The sequence below is a fragment of the Mycobacterium sp. H4Y genome, assembly GCF_000364405.1.
In the GTDB taxonomy this organism is placed as follows: domain Bacteria; phylum Actinomycetota; class Actinomycetes; order Mycobacteriales; family Mycobacteriaceae; genus Mycobacterium; species Mycobacterium intracellulare.
In genome coordinates, this window is the sequence record NZ_AKIG01000001.1 from 743,382 (window position 1) to 767,874 (window position 24,493).

A 24,493-nucleotide genomic window follows, 5' to 3' on the forward strand; every position below is an offset into this window, starting at 1 on the left:
GCGATCTATTCCCGCCGCGCTGAGGTCAATACTGCGTCGAGCCCTGATCGACCGGGATCTGCGCGGCGGTGACCTTGCGGGACTCGTCGCTGGCCAGCCAGCACACGGTGTCGGCGATCTCCTCGGGTTCGGCAATCCAGTCGGGCAGGAACGGCGTGAGGACGTGCGACAACTGCGGGTTGGTTTCCATCGTCTTGCCCACCGCCGTGACCATGTCGCCCGAACCCATCGGGGTGTTCACCGGACCCGGGTGGACGCTGTTGACCCGGATCGAATGCTTACCCAACTCGGCGGCGAAGGCCCGCGCCAGACCGGTGACGGCGTGCTTGCTGGCGGTGTAGTGAATCATGAACGGCTGCATCTTCATACCGGCCGCGGAACTGATCAGGATGATGGAGCCGCCGCGGCCGCCCTCGATGATCTTGTCCGCCCCGGCCATCACGGTGTTCCACGTGCCCGTGACGTTGATGTCCATGACGTCGCGGAAGTCTTCCGGCGTGATGGTGTCCCAGGCCTGCGGCGCCGCGACCCCGGCGTTGGCGACGATGATGTCCAGGCGCCCCAGCGCGGCGACACCGTCCGCGACGACCCTTCGCAGTCCGTCGAAGTCACGCGTGTCCACCACCGAGGCGATGATGCGGCTATTCGCCTCTTCGACCAGGCGCACGGTTTCGCTCAGGTCGTCCGGGCTCGCCGGGTCGTAGGGAACGCACGACGGAAGCTTGCCGGCGATGTCGACGGCGATAATGTCCGCGCCTTCGGAGGCCATCCGTACCGCGTGCGCCCGGCCCTGGCCGCGCGCCGCCCCGGTAATCAATGCCACTTTTCCGGCAAGCTTGCCTGCCATTAACGCTCCTTCGTTGTGGTGGCCCGCCCGGCCGCCTTGACCAGATTCGAACCGATGATCAGACGCTGAATCTCGCTGGTGCCCTCGTAGAGCCGCAGCAGGCGCACGTCACGGTAAATGCGTTCGACCGCAACGCCTCGCATGTAGCCGCTGCCGCCGTGGATCTGCACCGCGAGATCCGCGACATTGCCCGCCATTTCGGTGCAGAACAGCTTGGCCGCCGACGGCGCGATCCTGCGGTCCTGATCGGTGACCCACAGCCGCGCGGCGTCCCGCACCAGCGCGCGGCCGGCCATCACACCGGCCTGCTGGTCGGCGAGCATCGCCTGCACCAACTGGAAGCTTCCGATCTCCGCCCCGCCCTGCGTCGCCGTGGCGGCATACGCGACGGATTCGTCGAGCGCGCGTTGGGCGGCACCCACGGCGAGTGCGGCGATGTGCACCCGGCCGCGGGCCAGCGAGGTCATGGCCGCGCGGTACCCGATGTCTTCGCTGCCGCCGATCAGTGCGGCGTCGTCCACCCGGACGTCGTCGAAGGCGACGTCGGCGGTCCACGCGCCTTCCTGGCCCATCTTGGCGTCCTTGGCGCCCACCTGCACGCCGGCGGCATCGGCCGGAACCAAAAAGACCGCGATCCCGGGTCCCTTGTCGTCGGCCGGCCGGGTGCGGGCGAACACCACGAAAAGGTTGGCGACGGGCGCGTTGGTGATGAACCGCTTCTGCCCGGAGATCACCCAATTGTCGCCATCGCGAACGGCTTTGGTGCGCAGGCCGGCGGGGTTGGATCCGGCGCCGGGTTCGGTCAACGCGAAGGAGGCGACGACGTCGCCGGACGCGATGGACTCCAACCAGCGCGATTTCTGTTCGTCGGTGCCGAACCCGACCAGAACCTGTCCGGCGATGCCGTTGTTGGTGCCGAACATCGACCGCAGTGCCAGCGACGTGTAGCCCAGCTCCATCGCCAACTCGACGTCTTGCATCAGGTTGAGGCCGAGGCCGCCCCACTCCTGGGGGATCGCGTAGCCGAACAGGCCCATCCGCTTGGCCTCGTCGCGCAGGTCGTCGGGGACGCGATCGTCGTCGAGGATCTCCTGCTCGCGGGGGACCACCGCGCTGCGCACGAATTGCCTTGTCTGAGCCAGGATCTCGCGGAAGTCCTCGTCGGAGACTTCGGCGATTTCGGCGGTGGCCATCGGCTCCACGCTCCTCTCCCGATCCGGGGCACCCCGGTTCAGGGGAGGATCCTATATCAAATATGATATTTGGCTGATGGGTGCCCGATGGCGGCGATAACAGAGAAGGATGTGTGATCCAGGTGGCGTTGTTGGCAGGTCAGACCGCAGTAATCACCGGCGGAGCGCAAGGACTCGGTCTGGCCATCGCGGAGCGCTTCGTCGCCGAGGGTGCGCGGGTCGTGCTCGGTGACGTCAATCTCGAGGAAACCCAGGTGGTGGCCAAGCAGCTGGGCGGTGACGACGTCGCGATCGCGGTCCGTTGCGATGTCACGCAGTCATCCGACGTCGAGACGCTGATCCAGACCGCGGTCGAGCGGTTCGGCGGCCTGGACATCATGGTCAACAACGCCGGGATCACCCGGGACGCGACGATGCGCAAGATGACCGAGGAGCAGTTCGATCAGGTCATCAACGTCCACCTGAAGGGAACCTGGAACGGCACCCGGCTGGCCGCCGCCATCATGCGGGAAAACAAGCGCGGCGCCATCATCAACATGTCCTCGGTGTCGGGGAAGGTCGGCATGGTCGGCCAGACCAACTACTCGGCGGCCAAGGCCGGCATCGTCGGCATGACCAAGGCGGCCGCCAAAGAGCTGGCGTATCTGGGCGTCCGGGTCAACGCGATCGCGCCCGGTTTGATCCGGTCGGCGATGACGGAGGCCATGCCGCAGCGCATTTGGGATTCGAAGGTGGCCGAGGTGCCGATGGGCCGGGCCGGCGAGCCCAGCGAAGTCGCCAGCGTGGCACTGTTCCTGGCTTCCGACCTGTCGTCGTATATGACCGGCACCGTCATGGAAATCACCGGCGGCCGACACCTGTGAGAACTCGCGCGAGCAGACGCAGAATCTCACAATCCGCACGGCATCAATGCGATTCTGCGTCTGCTCGGCATCAAGACAGGAGTCACAATGCGTGAAACCGTCATCTGTGAGCCGGTGCGGACGCCGATCGGCCGCTACGGCGGAATGTTCAAGGCGCTCAGCGCCGTCGACCTCGGTGTCACCGCCCTGAAGGGTCTGCTCGGGCGAACCGGGCTGGCGGCCGACGCCGTACAAGACGTCATCCTCGGCCACTGCTATCCCAACAGCGATGCGCCGGCGATCGGGCGCGTGGTGGCGCTGGATTCCGGGCTGCCGGTGACGGTTCCGGGCATGCAGGTCGACCGGCGTTGCGGGTCGGGCCTGCAGGCGGTGATCCAGGCGTGCCTGCAGGTCGGCCATGGCGACCACGATCTCGTCGTCGCCGGGGGTTGCGAAAGCATGAGCAACGTCGCCTTCTATTCCACCGATATGCGCTGGGGCGGGGCTCGCGGCGGCGTGCGGGTGCACGACGGGCTGGCGCGGGGACGCACGACCGCCGGCGGACGGCACTACCCGGTGCCGGGTGGAATGCTGGAGACGGCCGAGAATCTGCGCCGCCAGTACGGGATTTCACGCGAGGAACAAGACGAGCTGGCGGTGCGGTCGCATCAGCGCGCGGTGGCCGCGCAGAAAGACGGCGTCCTCGCCGAGGAGATCGTTCCGGTTGCCGTCCCCACGCGCAGCGGCGAGGAAGTCATCGACACCGACGAACACCCGCGCGCGGACACGTCGGTGGAGTCGCTGGGCAAGCTCAAACCCGTTCTGCTGAAAGACGACCCGGGGGCCACGGTCACGGCCGGCAACTCCAGCGGGCAGAACGACGCTGCGTCCATGTGCGTGGTGACCACGCCGGAAAGGGCCGACGCGTACGGCCTGAAGCCGTTGGTGCGCCTGGTGTCCTGGGGGGTGGCGGGGGTGGCGCCCAACGTCATGGGCATCGGGCCGGTCCCCGCGACGCAGGTGGCGCTGTCCAAGGCGGGCCTGCAGCTGTCCGACATCGACCTCATCGAGCTCAACGAAGCCTTTGCCGCGCAAGCGCTTGCGGTGATGCGGGAATGGAATTTCGGTGCGGCCGACCATGAGCGGACCAATGTGCACGGTTCGGGAATCTCGCTGGGCCACCCGGTGGGGGCGACGGGCGGACGGATGCTGGCCACGCTGGCGCGCGAGCTCAATCGGCGGCAGGCGCGCTACGGGCTGGAGACCATGTGCATCGGCGGCGGGCAGGGGCTTGCCGCCGTCTTCGAACGGGTCGCATCGAGATGACCGACCCCGGGCTGCCTCTGGACGGCCTCACCGTTGTCGAGGTGTCCAGCTTCGTCGCCGCGCCGCTGTGCGGCATGACCCTGAATCAGCTTGGCGCAGAGGTGATCCGGGTCGACCCGATCGGTGGTGCGTCCGACGTGCAACGCTGGCCGCTGTCGGCGGACGGTACGTCGATCTATTGGACGGGCCTGAACAAGGGAAAGCGTTCGGCCACCATCGATCTGCGCTCCGAAGACGGCCAGGCACTGGTCCAGCGCCTGATCGTCGAGGGTGACGGCATCGTCGTGACCAACGCCGCCGGGCTGTCCTGGCTGAGTCACGACGTCCTGGCGGCCAAGCGCGCCGACGTCATCCACGTCCAGTTACTCGGGCGCGGTGACGGTTCCACCGGCGTGGATTACACGGTCAATGCCGGCCTGGGCTATCCACTTGTCACGGGCCCGGCCGATCATGCCGGTCCGATCAATCACGTCCTGCCGGCCTGGGACGTGTGCTGCGGACTGTACGCCGCGCTGTCCGTCGTCACCGCCGTCCATCGCCGCGACAAGTCCGGGGCGGGGACGCGGATCAGCTTGGCGTTGGAGGACGTCGCGCTGGCCACCGCCGCCAACCTGGGGTTGCTCACCGAACCTCAGGTCAACGGGACGCAACGCGAACGGCTGGGCAACGCCATCTACGGCCAGTACGGGCAGGACTTCACCAGTCGCGACGGCGGCCGGTTCATGGTCGTCGCCCTGACCAAGCGGCACTTCCGCGATCTGGTCGAGGTCACCGGCACCCAGGACGCTGTGTCGGCACTCGCGGAGGCGCTCGGGGTGGACTTCGGGTCCGAAGGCGACCGGTACCGGTACCAGGACGTGCTGTCCGGGTTGTTCGCCACCTGGTTCAACGATCACAGCGCTGACGAGGTCACCGCCGCGCTGTCGAATACCACGGTGCTGTTCGAACGCTACCGCACCTTCGCCGAGGTCGCGGCGGGACCGAAAGTCACTGACAATCCGCTGTTTTCGCGGTTGCGGCAACCGGGCCTCGGCGACTACTTCGCGCCGGGCCTACCGGCCGCGTTCGACGGGGTCCATCCCGCCAGCGCGCCGGCGCCCGCCTTGGGACAAGACACCGCCGAGATCCTTCAGCGGTTGCTGGGGCTGACCACCGCTGACGTCGAGCGCCTGACGGACGCCAAGACCATCGCGGGCTGAGCAGCCGGAAGGAAACACAGCACATGACCAAACTCGCCCAGACGCTCGGGCTGACCGAAGTCCAGACCGAAATCATCGCCACCGTCCGGCAATTCGTCGAAAAGGAAGTCATCCCCAACGCGGTTGAACTCGAACGCGCCGACACCTACCCGCAGGCCATCGTCGACCAGCTGCGCGACATGGGTCTGTTCGGGCTGATGATCCCCGAGGAATATGGCGGCCTGGGCGAATCGCTGCTGACCTACGCCCTGTGCGTCGAAGAGCTTGCGCGCGGGTGGATGAGCGTGTCCGGGGTGCTCAACACCCATTTCATCGTGGCGTACATGCTGCGCCAGCACGGCACCGACGAGCAGAAGCAACGCTTCCTGTCGCGCATGGCGACCGGCGAGACGCGCGGCGCCTTCTCGATGTCGGAACCCGAGCTGGGCTCGGACGTCGCGGCGATCCGGACCCGGGCCCGACGCAACGACGACGGCACCTACACGATCGACGGCCAGAAAATGTGGCTGACCAACGGCGCCACCGCGACACTGGTGGCGACGCTGGTGCGCACCGACGAGGGCTCGGACAAGGCGCACCGCAACCTGACCGCCTTCCTGGTCGAGAAGCCGGTCGGCTTCGGCGAAGTCGTTCCGGGCCTGCGCATTCCGGGCAAGATCGACAAGCTGGGCTACAAGGGCATCGAAACCACCGAGATGATCTTCGACGGCTACCAGGCCGGCGCCGACGACGTCCTCGGCGGGGTCACGGGGCAGGGCTTTTTCCAGATGATGGACGGCATCGAGGTCGGCCGGGTCAACGTGTCGGCCCGCGCCTGCGGCGTCGGGCTTCGCGCTTTCGAACTCGCGGTGCGCTACGCACAACAACGCGAGACCTTCGGCAAGCCGATCGCCGAGCACCAGGCCATCGCGTTCCAGCTGGCCGAGATGGCGACCAAAGTCGAAGCCGCACACCTGATGATGGTAAATGCGGCGCGGCTGAAGGACTCGGGGGAGCGCAACGACGTCGCCGCCGGGATGGCCAAGTACCTGTGCAGTGAGTACTGCGCCGAGGTCACCCAGCAGAGCTTCCGGATCCACGGCGGCTACGGCTATTCCAAGGAATACGAGATCGAGCGGCTGATGCGTGACGCGCCGTTCCTGCTCATCGGCGAGGGAACCAGCGAAATCCAGAAGAACATCATCAGCAAGCGACTGCTCGCCGAATACCAGGTGTGAAACGATGAGCGTTCCGGATTTCGCTGCGCGGCCTCAACTTTCCGAGGACGTTGCACGCTTGATCCGCAGCAGGATCTTCGATGGCAGCTATGCCGCTGGGTCGTATATTCGGCTCGACCAGCTGGCCGCGGAGCTGGGCATCAGTGTCACACCGGTGCGCGAGGCGCTGTTCGCGTTGCGCGCCGAGGGCTTGATCGCCCAGCAGCCCCGCCGGGGCTTCGTGGTGTTGCCGGTCACCGGCCGCGACGTCACCGACGTGGCGAATGTGCAGGCGCATGTGGGCGGCGAGCTGGCCGCGCGGGCCGCGCTCAACATCACCGACGACCAGCTACGCGAACTCAAACAGATCCAGGCGCAGTTGGAGGATGCCTATGCCGGTGATGAGCACGAGCACACCGTGGGCCTGAACCACGAATTCCACCGGGCCATCAACATTGCCGCCGATTCGCCGAAGCTCGCGCAGCTGATGTCCCAGATCACCCGCTACGCGCCGGAATCGGTGTTTCCGGCCATCGAGGGCTGGCCCGAGCAGTCGATGAGGGACCATCGGCGGATCTTGTCCGCCCTGAAAAAACGCGACGGCGAGCTCGCGCGCGCGGCGATGTCGGAACATCTCGCCGCCGGCGCGGTTCCCCTGATCGATCACCTCATCGCGCACGGCGTGGTGGTGGAGGAATAGCCGCCGCCAGCTCTTGTCGCCCAGCCGGGCCGGGCCTACGCTGCGATCAGGGTGGGCGACGGACGGAGAGAACAAGATGCCCGCAACGCTTCGCGCATCGGCCCTATTCGTTGCAACGCTGACAGGCCTCACCCTCGCCGCGCCGGCCCGCGCCGACCAAATCGACCCGATCCCCGGCAACGGCGTGTTTGTCGTCGGGCCCGATATCGCGCCGGGCCTCTACCACACCGGCGGCTCGGGTTCGGCCTTCGGCGTGTGGATAAACAATGTGCCGACCCAGGACTCGATGTGTTCGTGGTTCACCTACAGCACGCCGGATGCGAACAAGGACCATGTGCTGCAGACGAATACCTCCATCGGGCCGATGTACGCGAACATCAATTCCGCGGTCAAGGCCTTCGAGTCGCAGAATTGTCAACCCTGGACGCGGGTCCCCTAAGGCTGATTCGCGTCGATCAACATCTGCCGCAGCCGGCGGACGTCGACCTTCCCGGTGCCGCCGCGCGGAACGTCGTCGTCGGAGTCCAGCAACAGCCACACCGTGGGTACCTTGAAGGCGCTCAGCAACTTTCGCGCCGACGCATGAAGTTGGTCGCGGGTGAGCGCGTCGTCGCATACCACCGCCGCGCCGACCCGTTCGCCCGCGGCGCCGGGCACGCTGGTGACAAAGGCGTGGTCGACCCCGTCAATGGTGCGCAGCGCGCGCTCGACCTCGCTGGGATAGACGGTCGCTCCGCTGACCTTGAACATGTCGTCGGATCGCCCGTGGTAGAACAGGAATCCCTGCTCGTCGAGGTGGCCGAGGTCACCGGTCGAATAGAAGCCGTCGGGGGTGAAGAGCTCTTCGCGCCGGCGCCCGCAGATGCCCCGCAGCGTGTGCGGTCCACGGATCTGGATCATGCCGGCGGTTCCCGTCGCGACGGGCATACCGCTTTCGGGGTCCACGATGCGGACTTCCATGCCGGGAAACGGCTTTCCGCAGCTGCCCCACGCCGTGGCGGGCATGTCCGTGTCGGCGGGGTAGCCGCAATACGGCCCGAATGCCTCGGTCATGCCGAACAGCGTCGCGCGCGCCCCGGGCCGAGCGCGCTGCTCGGGCGGCAACAGGGCTTCCAGGCTGCCGGGTCGCAGCGCCGAGAGATCCACGCCGACCGAGCCGGCGTGCCGCGCAAGCGCCTCGGCCTGATCGGGCCAGCCACGAAACAGGGTGACCCGTTCGCGCTCCAGCAGTCTCAGCGTGGTTTCGGGCCGGGGCATCTCTTCGGTCACCAGGGTGGCGCCGGCCAGCAGGACGGACAAGATTCCGCTGCCGAACCCGCCCACCCAGAAGAACGGCATCGGCAGATACAGGCGCGTTTCGCCGGTGATGCAGCGCGCGGCCAGCCCCGATTGCACGGCGCCCAGCGCGTTGCCGTGGGAGTGCAGGACGCCCTTGGGAGATCCGCTGCTGCCCGAGGTGAACATGATGACCAGCGCGTCGGCGGGGGTGACCGTTTCGGTCATGGCATCGATGATCCGGCGGGCCCGGTCACTCGCGGGGGCGCTGTCGAGCTGATCGGTCGACCAAACCTGTTGCAACGCCGGAATTTCGGACTCGGGCACCGCCTTGAGGTCGTCGAGGTAGCGGTGGCCGCGGAACTCCTCGACGCTCACCAGGAACTGGACGGCGGCGACCCGCAATTGCGCGACGAGTTCGCCGGCCTGCAGCAGCGTGCTCAGCGGCACCAGGACGGCGCCGATGCGTGTCAGGGCGACGGCGATCTGTACCCAGCGGGTGCCGTTGGGCATGATCAACCCGACCCGGGAGCCCTTGCGCACGCCCGCTTCCACAAACACGGCCGCCAGTTCCCTTGTGGTGGAGTCGAGTTCGCGGTAGCTGAGCCGCGACGTGGGATCGATCACCATCGGTGTATCCGCGTCGTGCCGGGCCCGAAACCGCACCAGTTGGTCGATGGTGCTAGGCATCGAAAAGCTTTCTCAGGCGCCGCGTGTCGACCTTGCCGCTGGACAACAGCGGGACATCGGCGCGGGACAGGGAGAGAAACCGTTTGGGAATCTTGTACGACGACAGCTCCGCCTTGAGCCGTTCCCGCACGGCCGACTCGTCGAAATCCGGCTGCACGACCACCGCCGCGACCAGCTCTCCCCGTTGGGTATCGGGGACGCCCACCACGTAAGCCTCGGCGCCGGTGACCCGGGTGATCGCCTGCTCGACCTCGGCCGCCGAGACGTTGGCGCCCGCCGTCTTGACCATCGCGCTGAGCCTGCCGACGAAGTAGACGAATCCGTCGTCGTCGGTGCGCACCAGATCGCCGGTGTGAAACCAGCCGTCGGCGTCGAAGCACTCCTCGCGAGAGCGCTTGTAGTAGCCCTGCATCACGTACGGTCCGCGGATGCAGAGTTCACCGACTCCGGTGGCGTCCTGATCGACGATCATCGTCTCGAAGCCGGGCGCGGGCTTGCCGAATGATCCCCGCCGCGTCTCGGGTTGGTCGGATTCGTCCTCGCTGATCAGGACGACACTACCGGCCTCGGTCATCCCGAGCATGTTGTGCCGCAGCTCCGGGTCGGCGGGTCGGGTGTCGGGGGCCATGATCGGGTAGAGGTTGCCGCGCCGCATCGACGACAGATCACGCGCGTTGTGGCTGGGGTGCTCGGCGAGGTGAGCGATGCCGGCCGCGAACCCGTTGGTCATGGTGGGTCTTTCGGCCTCCAACAGGTCGAGCGTGGCCCCGGCGTCGATGGCGTTGGAGCAGACCAGGGTTGATCCGGCCACCAGGGTGGCCAACAGGCCGAACGCGAACCCGCCGATCCAGAAGAACGGCGAATTGCAGAACAGCTTGTCCGAAGCGGTCAGGCCGCGGATCGCGTTGAGGTTCCGCTGATGTCCGAGCAGTGCGCCATGCGTATGCACCACCCCTTTGGGGGCACTGGTTGACCCGGACGTGTAGACGATCGCCAGCGGATCGCAGTCGTAGACAACGTCTTCGCTCGCCCGCAGCAGCGCCGCGTCGACGCTGCCGGCCAGCGCGCGCACCGCGTCGTGCGCAAACGCCACGTGGCGCAGCTGCGGCACCGCGGCGCAAAACAAGCGGTCGCCGAAATCGAGGTCGGCCCGCGGAATCACCTCGGACAGTCGCTGCACATAGTCGTGAGATCGAAAAGACCCGGCGCTCAGCAGAATTTGGACGTCGCTGTCGACCAGCTGCTCGCGCAGTTCCCGGGCGGTGACGAACGTGGAGAACGGGACCACCACGGCACCGATTCGCGCCGCCGCCAGCATGCCGACGACGAAGTCGGTTCCGTTCGGGTGCAGGAGACCCACATGGGTTCCCTTACCGGCGCCGAGGGCCATCAGCCCGCGGGCGAGCTCCGCCGACCGGTGATCGGCTTCGGCGTATCCGATGCGGTCGCCGTCGCAGACCAGCAGCGGGTGATCCCCGCGCGCCCGGGCCTGGTGTCGCAACGTCGCGGCGACCGTCACAGGATCAGCGCGCATGGTTGCGCGGCGCCGCGAGCTCGCGGAAGTGTTCCTGGATCGCGCCGAGATCGGGTTTGCCCGACGGCGTTCGCGGAATGGCGTCGACGATCGCGATCTCAGTAGGAATCTCGTAGCGCGCCAAGCGCTCTCGCAGATGCACCACCAGCGCGTCGGCGTCGGCCGCACCCGGCTCGCGCAGTTCGACCATGGCGACCGGCGTCTCTCCGAGCCGCTCGTCGGGCCGGGCGATGACCGCCGCGCCGGCCACCGCGGGGTGGCTCTCCAGCGCGGCGCGAACGTCGTCGGGCATCACTTTGAAGCCGCCGCGGATGATCGCCTGGTCGGCGCGGCCGACAATCCAGAGGAACCCGTCGGCGTCGATGCGTGCCATGTCCGTGGTTCGCATCCATTGCGCGGCCGGTCCCAGCTGGCCCGGCTTGACCTCCAGCAGGCCGACTTCGTCTGGGCCGAGCGGTGTTCCGTCGTCGGCTACCACCCTGAGCTGAGCGCCCGGATTGGCCCGTCCGACGCTGCCTCGTTTGGCTCGCCAGTACCGCTGATGGTCGGGAAGGGTCCAGCCCGCCACGCCGCCCCCGAACTCGGTTGCGGCATAGGAGGTCAGCACCGGGATGCCGTACTTATCGGTGAAGGCATCGGCATCGTCGGCCGACAGCGGCGCCGTGCCGCAGGTGACGGCCCGGACGCTGTCCAGGTCGGCCGGCGACACGTCCGAGTGCAAGACCGTGCGCAGGGCCGCCGGTACCAGCGATACGGCGCGGGGCCGGTGGGTGCGCACCGCCTCGACCCATGCGTTCAGCTCAAATCGCTCCAACAGCACGAACGGCCTGGCCTCGGCGATGCATTGCAGCACGCGGAATACCCCGCCGATGTGCACCAGCGGCGAGTTCACGATGGCGACGCCGCGCCGCAGCTCGGTGGGTGCCGGCGCGCGGTCGGGTTCGGAGCCCATCACGCTGCGCGCCAACATGTCGTAGGTCAGGTCGATTCGCTTGGGCGGGCCCGTCGTGCCGCTGGTCAACATTCGCACCGCGACACCGGTCGACGGGCCCGGCTCGGCGCCAGGTTGCCCGGACACGTCGACGTCGTCGGCCGGTCCCGAGATCGCGACCGTCGGGGTGCCCGGCGTCACCAGCGCCGTCAGATCGTCGCGCTCGCCGACGATCAACCGAAGCTGCAGCCTCGCGACATCGGCCTTGGTGCGCTCGTCGCCGCGCGACGGGTTGACGACCACCACGGTTCCGCCGCCCAGCAGCACACCGAGAAACGCAGCCACGTGCCCCGGCCGGTTGCGCAGCAGCATCCCGACCTCGGCGCCGGCGGTCAGGCCAGCGATGCGCTTCGCCAGGGTGCCGACCTGCTCCCACGAGATCCATTGGCCGCCATACTCGATGGCGCGTGAGTCTGGTTCGAGGTCGAGCACATCGGCGATGCGTTGGATGAGCGGGTGACGCGGCATCAGCGGATCTTCGGTGTGCGTTTGGTGGCCCCGTCGCCGGGAGTCTTCTGCGCGGCCAGCTCCGCGGTGCCCAGCGGGTTTCCCAGCCGGGTGTAGATGAGGCCCTGTTCCAGCGCGGCGCGATACGGCTTGTCCAGCGACTCCCAAATCGCTTTGACCGTGCCCTGAGTCGCCGTTGGCGGCTTGGCGGCGATGGTCGCCGCGATCTCGTGGGCGCGGTCCCAGAGCTGGCCGGAAGCGACGACCTCGGAGACCAATCCGATGCGCAGCGCGGTGTCGGCGCTGACCCGCTCGTCGTTGCCCATCAGGGCGATGCGCAGCGTCTCGCCGAGGCCAACGCGGCGCATCAGGCCGATCGGCTCCAGCGCGCAAACCAGGCCGGCCGACACGTGGGAGTCGAAGAACGTGGCGTCTTCCGAGCAGATGACCACGTCGGATTCGTTGATGAAGTAGAACGCGCCGGCGGTGCACATCCCCTGGACCGCGCAGACCACCGGCTTCCACATTTTCTGCCATTTAGGACTCAGGGATTCGCCGGGATCTTCGTGATTCCAGATGTTTTCGGGCTGCCCGTAGGGCGTCTTGATGTCCAGTCCCGCGCTGAACGCCCGGTCGCCGGCGGCGCGCAGCACCACCGCGTGCACGGACTCGTCGAGTTTGACCGCGTGCCAGGCGCGGGCCATCTCCTCACACATGGTGCGGTTGAACGCGTTCAGCTGCTCGGGCCGGTTCAGTGTGATGGTGGCGACGTGATCGGTGGCGTCGACCTCGAGCAGGATGGTTTCGAAACTCATCGGCTTGTTCACCGGCATTGCCAATTCGGCTTGCGCTTCTCGACGAAAGCCTTGGGCCCTTCGGCCGCGTCCTCGGTCCGCAGCACCCGCTCACGGAATGTTTCGGCGAGTATCTCCGCCTCGTGCAGCGGCACATTCAGGCCCTTGATGATCGCCAGGCGGGTACCCCGGACGGCCAGGGGCGCATTGGAATTGACGATGTCGGCGATCTCGTGGGCCCGGTCCAGCAGGCGGTCGTGCTCGACGACCTCGCTGATCAGTCCCAGCTCATAGGCGCGCTCCGCGCTCATCCGCTCGTGCTTGCCCATCAGGGCCATTCGCAGGGCGATCGAGCGGGGTAGCACGCGGGATACCCGAACCAGTTCGCGGCCGGCCACCAGTCCGATGCTGACGTGCGGATCGAAAAAGGTTGCCTGCTCGGAGGCGATGACGATGTCTGTCGTGGTGACCCAATCCATACCGGCGCCACAACAGATTCCGTTCACCGCGGTCAGCACCGGCTTGGCCGTGGTGCGAAAGGGCGGCGTGCCCTCCTGCGGAGCCTCCCACTGGTCATACGTAGACAGGTACGGCCGCTCGTAGATCACCTTGCCGTCTTCGGGGATCTCCTTGACGTCGGCGCCGGTGCAGAACGCCCGGCCGGTGCCCGTGACGATGGTCAGCCAGACGTTGTCGTCGTTTTCGGCCTCGTCGTAGGCGGCCCGCAGTTCGGTGATCATGTGCGGGCTGAGCGCATTGAGGGCGTCCGGGCGATTGAGGGTGATCGTCGCGGTGTGCCCGTCGACCTCGTACTTGATGGTGTCGAACGAATCAGTGGGCATCGGTCATCCCTTCGCTTTGCAGAGAACGTCGAGTGTGGGGCGTATGGACGAATTCGAGGCGGTTCCCGTGCGTAGGTCCCACGCTCGACGCCCGAGAGCTAGCGTCCACGAAAGTCCGGATCCCGCCGCTGCCGGAAGGCCTCCAAGCCCTCTTTGAAATCACCTGTCCGGCAAGATAACTCCAGATTGAACAACTCCTGGTTCAGCGACTGGCCCAGCGTCGCATGCTGTCCGAAGTTCATGGCCTGCTTGGCCAGCCCGATCGCCGCCGTCGGACCGGAGGCCAGCCGGGCAACCAGTTCCTCGGCGGCGCGGTCGAGGTCGGAACCGCTCACCGACTGGTGAATGAGCCCCCAGTCGGCCGCGTCGTTCCCGCTCACCTTCTCACCGAGCAGCAGCATCCGCCGGGCCCGTGCAAGGCCGACGAGCCGCGGCACCAGCCAGGTGGACCCCGAGTCCGGGCTGAACCCGCGGTCGAGGAACGGCTCCCAGAACACCGCGTCGTCGGCGGCCACGGTGAAGTCAGCGGCCAAGGCGAGATTGCAACCGAATCCCACGGCCCACCCGCGCACGCTACACACCACCGGCAGCTGAATGCCGGCGACGAGTTCGATCACGCGGTGAGCGGCATGGGGAACCCGGCGCACCAGATCACCGGTGCGGGGACGTTGGCCGCCGGGATCGTTGGCGGCCACCCAGTCGGAGCCGGCGCAGAAATCGTCTCCGGCTCCGCGGATGTGCACGGCGCGCAGCGAGTCGTCGGACGCGGCAGCCGTCAGCGACTCGACCAGAGTCCCGATCATCAACTGCGTCAACGAATTACGCCGGGATGGGCGATCAAGCGTCACCCGTAACACCGCACCGTCTCGGTGCACTGTTACCGGCCCCTCGGCTCCGGCCGCGCCGGCCCCTTGACTCACCGTCGATCCGGCCTTTCTCCGCCGATACGGTTACCCATACAGTAGGCAATACGATTGATACGCTGTATAAGTTAGCAAGGATACGCTGCCTGCGAAACTACCCAGGTGAAAGAGAGAATCATGGCCCGCGCCGACGACGATGCAGAGCGTAAGCGATGAGGAGGAGTGGCGCCGATGGTCGCGCCGACGACGATGCCAGATTCGGCGAGGCGCCGCTTGACCAGACCGTGGCCGCCGCCTCCGCCATGCGCCGCCTGAGCTCACTCCTGGTGTCGCTGGAACATCCGCACCCGGCGGTGGATGCCATGTTGGAGAAGTTCACCGAGTGGGAGCGCGAGTTGTCGGCCGCCGCGCCGGCGGACAACTCACCGCGCATCGGCGAACTGCCCGACGATCCCCGGCGCGTCTACCTCAATCACGCCACCGACATCGGCGCCTACAACCCGTGTTTCCCCGAGTACCGGTTCACCGAATTCGATGCCGAGAAGGCAACGGGAGGAGTCGAATTCCCGGTGATCTACGAAGGGCCACCGGGACTGGTGCACGGCGGATTCCTGGGCGTCTTCTTCGACTGCGTGATCCAGCACCACAATTGCGTCACCGGCCTTTCCGGCAAGACCCGGTCCTTGGCCGTGACGTTCCGCAGACCGACACCGGTGTTGACCGAGCTGCGATTCGACATCGCGCGCTCGGAAAGCGAACGGGGTATCACGTCGACCGCGCGACTGTGGCTCGACGACGAAGTGCTGTGTACGGGCGAGGTCAACACGTTGGCGTCACGGCCCGAGAAGCTTGCCGGATCGCGGTTCGGCAGGCGCCGAAAGGAGTCCGACAAATGACCGCTTCGAGCACCTCTGACGATCGCGTGCTCTTCGACATCGATCAAGGCCGGCGCATCGCGACGGTCACGCTGAACAATCCCCAACAGCGGAACTCGTATGACGCCAGCATGCGCGAGGCCGTCGCCCGTTGCCTGGACCGGGTGGCCGATGACGACGACCTCACGGTGGTGTTGTTGCGCGGAGCCGAGGGCGTCTTCTCCACCGGGGCCGACATGAACAATGCGTACGGCTGGTACGGCGACAAGGCCAAGGCGTCCGACGATGCGGCAGCCAAGCGTCGCCCGAGTCAGCGTCGCCGACTTGCCGTGGACCGCAAGTCTTTTGGCTTCTATCACAATTTCATGGGTTTCCCCAAGGTCACGGTGGGGGAGATCGCCGGCTACGCGCTGGGTGGCGGCTTCGAGATGGCCCTGATGACCGATATCTCCGTCATCGCGCGGGACACCAAGATCGGCATGCCGGCAACCCGCTTCCTGGGCCCAGCGCTGGGCAGTTTGCACATGTTCTTCCACCGGCTCGGGCCGGTGCTGGCGCGGCGCCTGCTGTTGACCGGTGACATCATCGAGGCGGGCGCGATCGAACATCTCGGAATCTTCACGGACACCTGCGATCCCGGCGCGGTGACCGCCCGGGCGCGCTACTGGGCCGAGAAGGCGGCGAAGATGCCGGCCGACGGGGTCGTCATCGCCAAGGAGGCGTTCCGGCTTGTCGAGCAGAGCCAGGCGTATCAGGGCGAGGAGGTCGCCAGCTACCTGTTCCACGCCTTCGGCACCAACCTGCAGTTCGGGCCGGGCGAATTCAACTTCGTCAAGACCCGCGCCCAGCACGGCGCCAGGGAGGCCTTCCGGCTACGCGACGAGCACTTCCACGTGCCCGAACCCGAGGCGTGACAAGCGGTTTCGGTTAGGTCAGCGATTCGCCGGCGCCTTGGACCGACCTCGCGCGGTCGACGACTTGCGCTGGCGGCTCGCCCCCGCCTTGCCTTTGGCTGCGTTGCTCTCGTCGATCAGCCTGCTGGCGTGATCGAGGATGCAGGTGAGGCCGTACTCGAAATTGGTCTCGTCCGGGGCGCCGATGCGGTGCCCGATTCGGGTGACTTGGGAAAGGAGCGGGGTCTTTTCGGGGTCGATGGCAACGGCGTCCTCGATGGCGCGGGGTCCGATATCCGACGACTGGTTTTTTTCGTACAGCCGTTGCAGCACCACTGATCCGCGGACGTGAACCGAAACCGCCGAATAGGTGTCGAACGCGTCCTCCGGCGACAAGCCGGCCTCCACCAGATTGGAAACTGCCTTCTCCATCTCCTGTGCGCCCATCCGTGCCGCTTTCGGAGACAGTGCCGCGCGAATCAGAATCAGGTCGCACAGAATTGGGTTGCCCATGAACGTCTTACGCATCAAGCGCGCGTGGTTGCGCAGGGTTTCACGCCAGTCGCTGGCTTCGACATAGGGAGTGGCGAACACATACTTGCTCAGGGCGCGGTCAGTCATCGCGTTGAGCAGGTCGTCCTTCTTGCGGAAGTACCAGTAGATGCTCGTCACACCCACGCCGAGATGTTTGCCGAGCAGCGGCATGCTCAGGTTGTCGATCGACACCTCCTCGGCGAGTTCGAATGCGCCGCTGATGATGTCGTCGGGATTGATGGACCCGCGCTCGCGTCGCTGACGCTTATCGGCGGTTGCCTGTTTTGCCACTACGGGCACCTCCATCAAAATCTGTTTCGTGCATGAGGTCTGCCGGCCGTGTTGCCGGTAAAATCGAATTTACCGGCTCTTCGGTACTGACCTGCGTATACGCTTTCGTGTCGTAATTTCCCTCTGCTACTGTAATACCTATCGTAGGCTTTTTGGTAAATCGGCTGGACAGGCGAAAATGGCCAGGTTAGAGCTGCGGGTCAAGCAATGGATCTAGGGCTGGCAAACGCCGCCGCGGTGGTGGTCGGCGGTAGCCGCGGCATGGGTTTGGCCACCGCGCGCTGCCTTGCCGACGAGGGGGCCCGGGTAGCGGTCGTCGGGCGCAGCCGTGACGCGCTGGATTCCGCGGTGACCGATCTCACGCAACGGGGTAGCCCGGACGCCCTCGGGCTCGTCGCCGACATCGGCGACGACGCCGCCGTCGGCACGGCTTTCGGTGAGCTTTCCCAGCGCTGGGGCGGCGAACTCAACGCTCTGGTCATCACGGTGGGGCCGGGCGCCGCGGGTACCTTCGAGGATTTGACCGACGACCAATGGCGTCAGTCGGTAGAAGACGGGGTGCTGGGCATGGTGCGCTGTGTGCGGGCGGCGCTACCGCTGCTGCGTAAGGCGCAGTGGGCGCGGATCGTGAACTTCTCGGCGCACTCGACTCAGCGACAAAGTGTCATGCTGCCCGCGTACACGGCGGCGAAATCGATGCTGACGAGCGTGTCGAAGAACCTGTCCCTGCTGCTGGCCAAGGACGAGATCTTGGTCAACGTGGTATCGCCGGGCAGCATCGCATCGGAATCACTGGTCGGCTGGGCGAATTCGGTCGGCGTCGACGGCCATGATCCCTATGCCCTGATGGAGGCCATCGGCAAGCATTTCGGTCATCCCGCGCACATGCCACGGGCGGGCCTCCCCGAAGAAATCGGCCCGGTCGCAGCGTTTCTAGCCTCGCGCCGCAACTCCTACATGACCGGAGCCAACATCAACGTCGACGGCGGTTCGGACTTCACCTGACTTCCCTGACCGTGGGTCGAAGAAATCGATTGGCAGACAGAAGGAGTCGACTGTGGCTACGGCAGCAGAGGCACGCGCGTGGGCGCCCGGCGCATTGCGGGGGATCGGTGACTCCCTCTACACCCCGTTCTGCGGGACCGACGGCGACGACATCGACTGGGACGCCTACCGGACACTGGTGCGCTACTGCGTCGGTGATCTCGGGCACCCGATGTTGTGGTGCACCAGCGGCATTGCCGAATTCTGGTCGCTGACCCTCGACGAGCGGAAACGCCTGCTGGAGGTTGCGGTAGAGGAGGCGCGCAGCATCAATCCCGGTGTGGTGGTGCAGGCCTGCACGGCGGCGATATCGGCGAAGGACTGTTTGGATCTGACTCTGCACGCCCAGGAAGCGGGCGCCGACATCGTCTACATCCAGACGCCGATGATGGAGGCTCACGGCGGCGAAGGCGTGCTCCGCTTTTTCCAATACGTGGCTGAGCGCACGAATATCGCTCTGGGCATGTTCAATTCGCCGTCCTCGGGCTACGTGTTGACGCCCGCCGAGAGCGCACGCATCTACCACGAGGTGCCCGCGGTGTGCGCCACCAAGGAGGGCGCCTTCCGGCCGGCGGCCAGCCGCATGCTTCATCAGCTGGCGCCCGGTCTGGCCGTGTGGGAATGCGACAAAACGGTGTACCGGGCGGGGTGGCTGCGCGACGGGATCGTGTGCCCGGCGCAGCTGGGTACCTCGGGCTACCTGTTCGAGACGCCCGAGCGGCGATTGTTCTCCGAGTATTGGGATTTGGTGCAGGGCGACAAGCTCGTCGAGGCCATGGACTACGCCCGCGAATCCGGGTTGGATCAGTTCGACCTCGACGTCGGATCGTGGTGGACGTGCTATCCGGGTCGGGCGGACTACTTCACCCACTGGGGCGGCGCGTTCAAGTACGCCGCGTCGCTGCTGGGGTTGCCCATCGGCGCGTATCCACATTCCCGCCCGCCGCAGGCCAAATTACCCGCGGAGGCGAAGGCCCAGATCGAGCACGCCTACCAGCGCCTGGGTTTGATCCAAACGATGTTGCAGTAGAAGGGATTACCACGCGAAGCGGGCCCGGTGAAGAACCGGGCCCGCTCGCTCAGACCGACCGTTTACTGCTGTTCGGCCCGCTCACGCTGCTCGTACGCCTTGGCCTTGCCGCGGGCCTTCTCGGCGGCGGCTTCCTTTTTCCCGGCGCTGCGCTGCGCATCCGCCTTGTCCTGTTGGGCCTTGCCCTCTTCGATCAGGTCGTTGTGGCCGATGATGATGCCGATGACCTGCTTGGTCCTCCCGAGGACGTCTTCCACGATGCCCCGGACGAGTTCGACCGGTCCGCTCTGGGTGTCAACCATTGCCTCTCCTTCCCCCATGTGATGATCGGCTCCTCTACGCGTTCCCGATCCCGGGGTCGACGCAAACATGGGTCAGCGTGTCGATCGCCACATCCCGTCGCCGCCCCTCGGCCTAGGGTTGATCACGGCGCCAAGCGAGCGCCCAAAATCGCTGTTTAGTCGCCGTTCACGGGGGTGTGGGCGCAGTTGTGGAATGCGGTACCGATAGGTATACAGTATGGGTACAAACTCGCCAGTTGGTCAGCTATGAGGGGACGGTCATATGGGCGCCGCCGACCGTGTGGTCACCGATGAGGCGGTGCTGTATGAAACCACCGAAACCGGTGTTGCGGTCGTGACCTTCAACCGTCCCGAGCGCCTCAACGCCTGGGGCCCCGACATCTCGAGGGGCTTCTACGCAAGCATCGACCGCGCCGAAGCCGACCCCGCGGTGCGGGTGATCGTGTTGACCGGTGCCGGCACGGGATTCTGCGCCGGCGCGGACCTGGGTGGCGCGGGATCCATCGACGAAAAACTCGGCGACGGCGACACCGACGTCACCAAGCTGGTCGGCGACCGCCACCCGCATTTCCTCACCGAGCTGCGCAAGCCGATCATCGCCGCGGTCAACGGCGCCTGCGTCGGGATCGGCCTGACGCACGCGCTGATGTGTGACGTCCGGTTCGCGGCCGCCGGAGCCAAATTCGCCACCGCGTTCACCCGGCGGGGCTTGATCGCCGAGTACGGCATCTCCTGGATCCTGCCGCGGCTCGCCGGCTGGGGCGCGGCGATGGACTTGCTGTTGAGCGGGCGCACGTTCTTCGCCGAGGAGGCCGCGGAACTCGGACTGGTCAAGGACGTCGTCGCGCCCGAACAACTGATGTCGCGCGCCCTGGCATACGCCGACGACATCGCGCGCAATTGTTCACCGGCGTCGCTGGCGGTCATCAAGCGGCAGGCCTACGGCGACGCGCTGCGCGACGTCGCCGATGTCAGCGCCCGCGCCGAAACACTCATGCACGAGTCGCTGCTGCGGCCCGACGTTGTCGAAGGCATCACCAGCTTCCTGGAGAAGCGGCCACCGCGGTTCCCGCCATTGGCCACCTAACCAGCCGGAAAGGAACATCATGACCACCCTGAACTATCGAGCGATCGACGTCGACAATCACTACTACGAACCGTTGGATTCGTTTACCCGCCATTTGGACAAGCGGTTCAAACGGCGCGGTGTCCAGATCGTCAGCGACGGCAAACGCAGCTGGGCCTTGATGGGCGACCGCATCAACCACTTCATCCCGAACGTCACCTTCGACCCGATCATCGTGCCGGGCTGCCTCGACCTGTTGTTCCGCGGCGAGATCCCGGAAGGCGTCGACCCGGCCTCGTTGATGAAGGTCGAGCGGCTCGCCGAGCACCCGGAGTACCAGAACCGCGACGCCCGGATCGCGGTGATGGACACCCAGGACATCGAGACGGTGTTCATGCTGCCGACGTTTGCGTGCGGGGTCGAGGAGGCGCTCAAACACGACATCGAGGCGACGATGGCCTCGGTGCACGCATTCAACCTGTGGCTCGACGAGGACTGGGGCTTCGACCGTCCGGACCATCGCATCATCTCCGCCCCGATCATCTCGCTGGCCGATCCGGTCAAAGCCGTCGAAGAGGTCGAGTTCGTGTTGGCGCGCGGCGCCAAGCTGGTCCTGGTGCGGCCCGCGCCGGTGCCCGGGCTGGTCAAGCCGCGGTCGCTGGGCGATCCCAGCCACGATCCGGTGTGGGCCAGGCTGGCCGAAGCGGGAGTGCCGGTGGGATTCCACCTCTCCGACAGCGGTTACCTGGCGATCGCCGCGCTGTGGGGCGGGAAATCGACCTTCGAGGGCTTTGGCGCGAAGGATCCGCTGGATCAGGTGCTGCTGGACGACCGGGCCATTCACGACACCATGGCCTCGATGATCGTGCACGGCGTGTTCACCCGCCACCCGAAACTCAAGGCGGTCAGCATCGAAAACGGGTCCTACTTCGTGCATCGGCTGATCAAGCGCCTCAAGAAGGCGGCCAACACCCAGCCGCAGTATTTCCCCGAGGACCCGGTGGAGCAGCTGCGCAACAACGTGTGGATCGCCCCCTACTACGAGGACGATCTGCCGGAGCTGGCCGAGGTCATCGGCGTCGACAAGATCCTGTTCGGTTCCGACTGGCCGCACGGGGAAGGACTCGCATCGCCGGTGTCGTTCGCCGAGGAGCTGAAGGGCTTCAGCGAGTCCGATGTTCGAAAGATCATGCGAGACAACGCCCTAGACCTCCTAGGCGTCCAAGTCGGTTCGGCTGCTTGATTACCGGGGCGCGGTTACTTCCGTGAGCGAATGGACCATCGGGGCGGTGCTCGACGAGATCGCCGACGTCATTGGCGACCGGACGATGACGGTGTGCGGCGACCGTCGAAGCACCTTCGCCGAGTCGGCGGACCGCACCCGCCGGCTGGCGAACTTCCTGGCGAGCAAGGGATTCGGCGCGCACCGGGAGCGGGCGGAACTGCAGAACTGGGAATGCGGGCAGGACCGGGTCGCGCTGGTGATGCACAACGATCTGTACCCCGACATGGTCATCGGGTGCCTCAAGGCCCGGACCGTCCCGGTGAACATCAACTACTACTACACCCCGCGCGAGGTCGGTGAACTTCTCGATTACGTACAGCCCCGGGCGGTCATCTACCACCGCGCGCTGGGCGCCCAGTTCGCCGACGTCCTCGCCCGCGAGGGCGCGGACTTGCTGATCGCGGTCGACGACGGCAGCGAGGCCCCGCACCTACCGGGTGCGGTGTCGCTGGAAGACGCCCTGGCGCAAGGGGATACCGACCAGCGCGTCGTCGGGTCGCCGGACGACCTGCTGATGATCTGCACAGGCGGCACGACCGGCCGGCCCAAGGGTGTGCTGTGGCGGCAGTCCGACATCTATGTGTCGTCGATGGTGGGGGCAGACCACGCCTGCGCTGAGGAGATTCACGACAAGGTGCGCGGGGCGGCCGGGGCGCCGTGGTTCGCGGTGTCGCCGCTGATGCACGCCGCCGGCATGTGGACGGCGTTCTCGGCGATCATGGCCGGCACGCCCGTGGTGATGTACGACACCGGCAAAAAGCTCGACCCCCGAACGGTTCTCGAAACGGCGCAGCGCGAGAAGGTCGGCTTGATGACCATGGTCGGCGACGCCTACGCGGCGCCGCTGGTGACCGAACTGCGCCGCGGCTCCTATGACCTGTCGTCGCTGTACGCGATCGGCACCGGCGGCGCCGCAACGAACCCGAAATACCAACGCGCCCTTGTGGAGTTGATCCCCCAGGTCACGGTGATCAACGGGTACGGCTCGTCGGAGACCGGGAACATGGGATTCGGTCACAGCAGGCGCGACACGCAAACCGACACGTTCACCCTGCGGGAGGGTGGACTGGTCCTCTCCGAGGACTACACCCGCTTTCTCCGTCCAGGCGAGGCCGAGGTGGGCTGGGTCGCCAGGGAGGGACGAATCCCGTTGGGGTACTTCAACGATCCCGACGCAACCCGCAAGACCTTTCCCGAGATCGACGGCAAGCGGGTGGTGATATCGGGCGACCGCGCCGCGCTGGAGCCCGACGGCACCCTGCGGCTGTTCGGCCGGGACTCGCTGGTGGTCAACACCGGCGGTGAGAAGGTCTTCGTCGAGGAAGTCGAAGAGGTGCTGCGCGCGCACCCGGCGATCGCCGACGCGCTGGTAGTCGGGCGCCCCAGCGAGCGCTGGGGAGAAGAACTCGTCGCCCTCGTCGAACTCCGGTCGGAAGCCGCCGCGACGGCAGACGAGCTGCACACGCTGTGCACCACGCAACTGGCACGGTTCAAGGCGCCCAAGGAATTCCTCTTCGTCGAGCACGTCCAACGCTTGGGCAACGGCAAGGCCGATTACCGTTGGGCGAAACGTCACGCAACAGCAAAGGCGCCGATGTCCACGTGAAAGCAATCGATTGCCTGGTCAACGTGCACTTCGGCGAGACCGAGAAGCAACCGACCTGGATGCTCAAGGTGCGTGACGACTACTTCAAGGGGCCGGAGTCCATGTTCGCGCCCGTCGAGCTGACCGAGTTGCTCGACGAAATGGACGCGCACGGCGTGCGCAAGGCCATCCTGATGGACAACCTCGCCAAGCCGTCGGTGACGGCGCGCAAATTCGTCGAGGACAAGCCCGAGCGGTTCGCCCTGGCCATGGGCGGGGTGAACCTGCTGCGGCCGATGCCCTCCCTGCGGGAACTTACTGCCGTCGTCAACGACCTGCCCGTGGCGTATGCGGCTGTGGGGCCGAGCTTTTGGGGGGACGGCCAATACCCGCCCAGCGACGCCGTCTACTACCCGCTCTACACCAAATGCGCCGAGCTCGAGCTTCCGCTGTGCATCAACACCGGCATCCCCGGGCCGCCCATCCCCGGGGAGGTGCAAAATCCGATCCACCTCGACCGGGTGTGCGTGCGGTTCCCGGAACTGAAACTGTGCATGATCCACGGCGCGGATCCCTGGTGGGACATCGCGATCAGGCTGCTGATCAAATACGCCAACCTGCGCCTGATGACGTCGGCGTGGTCGCCGAAACGGTTACCGGAGAGCCTGCTGCACTACATGCGGACGCGCGGTAAGGGCAAGGTGATCTTCGGTTCCGACTGGCCCGTCCTGAAAATGCACCGCGTCGTGCCCGAGGCCGCCGCGCTGGACTTGCCCGCCGACGTCCTCGAAAACTATCTCTACAACAACGCCCAGGAATTCTTCTTCAGTGGCCAGGAGGAACGCTGAG

Annotated in this window: 24 protein-coding genes; 14 read left to right on the top strand and 10 right to left on the bottom strand. The window is 66.4% G+C overall.

Annotated features, from left to right (window positions below; translation table 11 throughout):
* Positions 1-25: 25 nt before the first annotated feature.
* Positions 26-847, bottom strand: coding sequence for a mycofactocin-coupled SDR family oxidoreductase (locus W7U_RS03440; protein ID WP_008254912.1), 822 nt, complete (start codon positions 845-847; stop codon positions 26-28).
* Positions 847-2,040, bottom strand: a complete 1,194-nt coding sequence (locus W7U_RS03445; protein ID WP_008254915.1) for an acyl-CoA dehydrogenase family protein — start codon at positions 2,038-2,040, stop codon at positions 847-849. The genes W7U_RS03440 and W7U_RS03445 overlap by 1 nt, the downstream gene beginning before the upstream one ends.
* A 113-nt stretch (positions 2,041-2,153) precedes the next feature.
* Between W7U_RS03445 and fabG the strand changes: the two genes are divergently transcribed.
* The 6 genes from fabG (at position 2,154) to W7U_RS03475 (ending at position 7,742) form a co-directional block, all read left to right on the top strand.
* The gene (gene fabG, locus W7U_RS03450; protein WP_008254916.1) at positions 2,154-2,903 is read left to right on the top strand and encodes a 3-oxoacyl-ACP reductase FabG; all 750 of its coding nucleotides are present in this window, start codon (positions 2,154-2,156) and stop codon (positions 2,901-2,903) included.
* A gap of 87 nt (positions 2,904-2,990) precedes the next feature.
* Positions 2,991-4,208 (top strand): acetyl-CoA C-acetyltransferase, encoded by a 1,218-nt coding sequence (locus W7U_RS03455; RefSeq protein WP_008254920.1) that lies wholly within the window; start codon positions 2,991-2,993, stop codon positions 4,206-4,208.
* Complete coding sequence (locus W7U_RS03460) at positions 4,205-5,407, top strand: CoA transferase (RefSeq protein WP_008254922.1); 1,203 nt, start codon at positions 4,205-4,207, stop codon at positions 5,405-5,407. Before W7U_RS03455 ends, W7U_RS03460 begins: the two co-directional genes overlap by 4 nt.
* A gap of 23 nt (positions 5,408-5,430) precedes the next feature.
* Positions 5,431-6,624 (top strand): acyl-CoA dehydrogenase family protein, encoded by a 1,194-nt coding sequence (locus tag W7U_RS03465; RefSeq protein ID WP_008254925.1) that lies wholly within the window; start codon positions 5,431-5,433, stop codon positions 6,622-6,624.
* A gap of 4 nt (positions 6,625-6,628) precedes the next feature.
* Positions 6,629-7,303 (top strand): GntR family transcriptional regulator, encoded by a 675-nt coding sequence (locus W7U_RS03470; RefSeq protein WP_008254926.1) that lies wholly within the window; start codon positions 6,629-6,631, stop codon positions 7,301-7,303.
* Positions 7,304-7,379: 76 nt separating this feature from the next.
* On the top strand, positions 7,380-7,742 hold the full coding sequence (locus tag W7U_RS03475) for a hypothetical protein (RefSeq protein WP_008254928.1): 363 nt from the start codon (positions 7,380-7,382) through the stop codon (positions 7,740-7,742).
* Here the strand turns inward: W7U_RS03475 and W7U_RS03480 are convergent.
* From W7U_RS03480 to W7U_RS03505, 6 genes are all read right to left on the bottom strand, one after another.
* Positions 7,739-9,268, bottom strand: a complete 1,530-nt coding sequence (locus W7U_RS03480; protein ID WP_008254929.1) for a class I adenylate-forming enzyme family protein — start codon at positions 9,266-9,268, stop codon at positions 7,739-7,741. The two genes, W7U_RS03475 and W7U_RS03480, sit on opposite strands and share 4 nt — an antisense overlap.
* Positions 9,261-10,802 (bottom strand): class I adenylate-forming enzyme family protein, encoded by a 1,542-nt coding sequence (locus W7U_RS03485; RefSeq protein WP_036428653.1) that lies wholly within the window; start codon positions 10,800-10,802, stop codon positions 9,261-9,263. Before W7U_RS03485 ends, W7U_RS03480 begins: the two co-directional genes overlap by 8 nt.
* Positions 10,792-12,261, bottom strand: a complete 1,470-nt coding sequence (locus W7U_RS03490; protein ID WP_008254933.1) for an AMP-binding protein — start codon at positions 12,259-12,261, stop codon at positions 10,792-10,794. The genes W7U_RS03485 and W7U_RS03490 overlap by 11 nt, the downstream gene beginning before the upstream one ends.
* A complete protein-coding gene (locus tag W7U_RS03495) occupies positions 12,261-13,055 on the bottom strand; it encodes an enoyl-CoA hydratase/isomerase family protein (protein ID WP_008254935.1) in 795 nt (264 codons plus the stop codon). The genes W7U_RS03490 and W7U_RS03495 overlap by 1 nt, the downstream gene beginning before the upstream one ends.
* Before the next feature lie 8 nt (positions 13,056-13,063).
* Positions 13,064-13,876 (bottom strand): enoyl-CoA hydratase-related protein, encoded by an 813-nt coding sequence (locus W7U_RS03500; RefSeq protein ID WP_008254937.1) that lies wholly within the window; start codon positions 13,874-13,876, stop codon positions 13,064-13,066.
* A gap of 98 nt (positions 13,877-13,974) precedes the next feature.
* Positions 13,975-14,796, bottom strand: a complete 822-nt coding sequence (locus W7U_RS03505; protein WP_008254938.1) for an enoyl-CoA hydratase-related protein — start codon at positions 14,794-14,796, stop codon at positions 13,975-13,977.
* 155 nt (positions 14,797-14,951) lie between these two features.
* On the opposite strand from W7U_RS03505, the gene W7U_RS03510 reads away from it, so the two are divergent.
* Both W7U_RS03510 and W7U_RS03515 read left to right on the top strand, forming a co-directional pair.
* A complete protein-coding gene (locus W7U_RS03510; protein WP_008254940.1) occupies positions 14,952-15,635 on the top strand; it encodes a hypothetical protein in 684 nt (227 codons plus the stop codon).
* Positions 15,632-16,528: an enoyl-CoA hydratase/isomerase family protein gene (locus tag W7U_RS03515; protein ID WP_008254944.1), complete on the top strand. Its 897-nt coding sequence runs from the start codon at positions 15,632-15,634 to the stop codon at positions 16,526-16,528. The genes W7U_RS03510 and W7U_RS03515 overlap by 4 nt, the downstream gene beginning before the upstream one ends.
* Positions 16,529-16,546: 18 nt before the next feature.
* Here W7U_RS03515 and W7U_RS03520 read toward each other — a convergent pair whose 3' ends face one another.
* Positions 16,547-17,347: a TetR family transcriptional regulator gene (locus W7U_RS03520; RefSeq protein ID WP_014379615.1), complete on the bottom strand. Its 801-nt coding sequence runs from the start codon at positions 17,345-17,347 to the stop codon at positions 16,547-16,549.
* A gap of 192 nt (positions 17,348-17,539) precedes the next feature.
* Between W7U_RS03520 and W7U_RS03525 the strand changes: the two genes are divergently transcribed.
* Both W7U_RS03525 and W7U_RS03530 read left to right on the top strand, forming a co-directional pair.
* Positions 17,540-18,337 carry an SDR family oxidoreductase gene (locus tag W7U_RS03525; RefSeq protein ID WP_008254948.1) on the top strand — a complete coding sequence of 266 codons (798 nt, stop codon included), beginning with the start codon at positions 17,540-17,542 and terminating at the stop codon, positions 18,335-18,337.
* A gap of 52 nt (positions 18,338-18,389) precedes the next feature.
* Positions 18,390-19,406, top strand: a complete 1,017-nt coding sequence (locus W7U_RS03530; protein WP_036428656.1) for a dihydrodipicolinate synthase family protein — start codon at positions 18,390-18,392, stop codon at positions 19,404-19,406.
* Between the two features lie 62 nt (positions 19,407-19,468).
* Here the strand turns inward: W7U_RS03530 and W7U_RS03535 are convergent, their stop codons facing one another.
* On the bottom strand, positions 19,469-19,708 hold the full coding sequence (locus W7U_RS03535) for a CsbD family protein (RefSeq protein ID WP_008254953.1): 240 nt from the start codon (positions 19,706-19,708) through the stop codon (positions 19,469-19,471).
* 262 nt (positions 19,709-19,970) lie between these two features.
* Between W7U_RS03535 and W7U_RS03540 the strand changes: the two genes are divergently transcribed.
* The 4 genes from W7U_RS03540 to W7U_RS03555 are packed head-to-tail and all read left to right on the top strand — an operon-like array spanning position 19,971 to position 24,492.
* Positions 19,971-20,795 carry an enoyl-CoA hydratase gene (locus W7U_RS03540; protein ID WP_008254955.1) on the top strand — a complete coding sequence of 275 codons (825 nt, stop codon included), beginning with the start codon at positions 19,971-19,973 and terminating at the stop codon, positions 20,793-20,795.
* Positions 20,796-20,814: 19 nt separating this feature from the next.
* Positions 20,815-22,017, top strand: coding sequence for an amidohydrolase family protein (locus W7U_RS03545; RefSeq protein WP_008254956.1), 1,203 nt, complete (start codon positions 20,815-20,817; stop codon positions 22,015-22,017).
* Between the two features lie 22 nt (positions 22,018-22,039).
* Positions 22,040-23,665 (top strand): acyl-CoA synthetase, encoded by a 1,626-nt coding sequence (locus W7U_RS03550; protein WP_008254958.1) that lies wholly within the window; start codon positions 22,040-22,042, stop codon positions 23,663-23,665.
* Complete coding sequence (locus W7U_RS03555; RefSeq protein WP_008254960.1) at positions 23,662-24,492, top strand: amidohydrolase family protein; 831 nt, start codon at positions 23,662-23,664, stop codon at positions 24,490-24,492. The genes W7U_RS03550 and W7U_RS03555 overlap by 4 nt, the downstream gene beginning before the upstream one ends.
* Position 24,493: the final 1 nt, after the last annotated feature.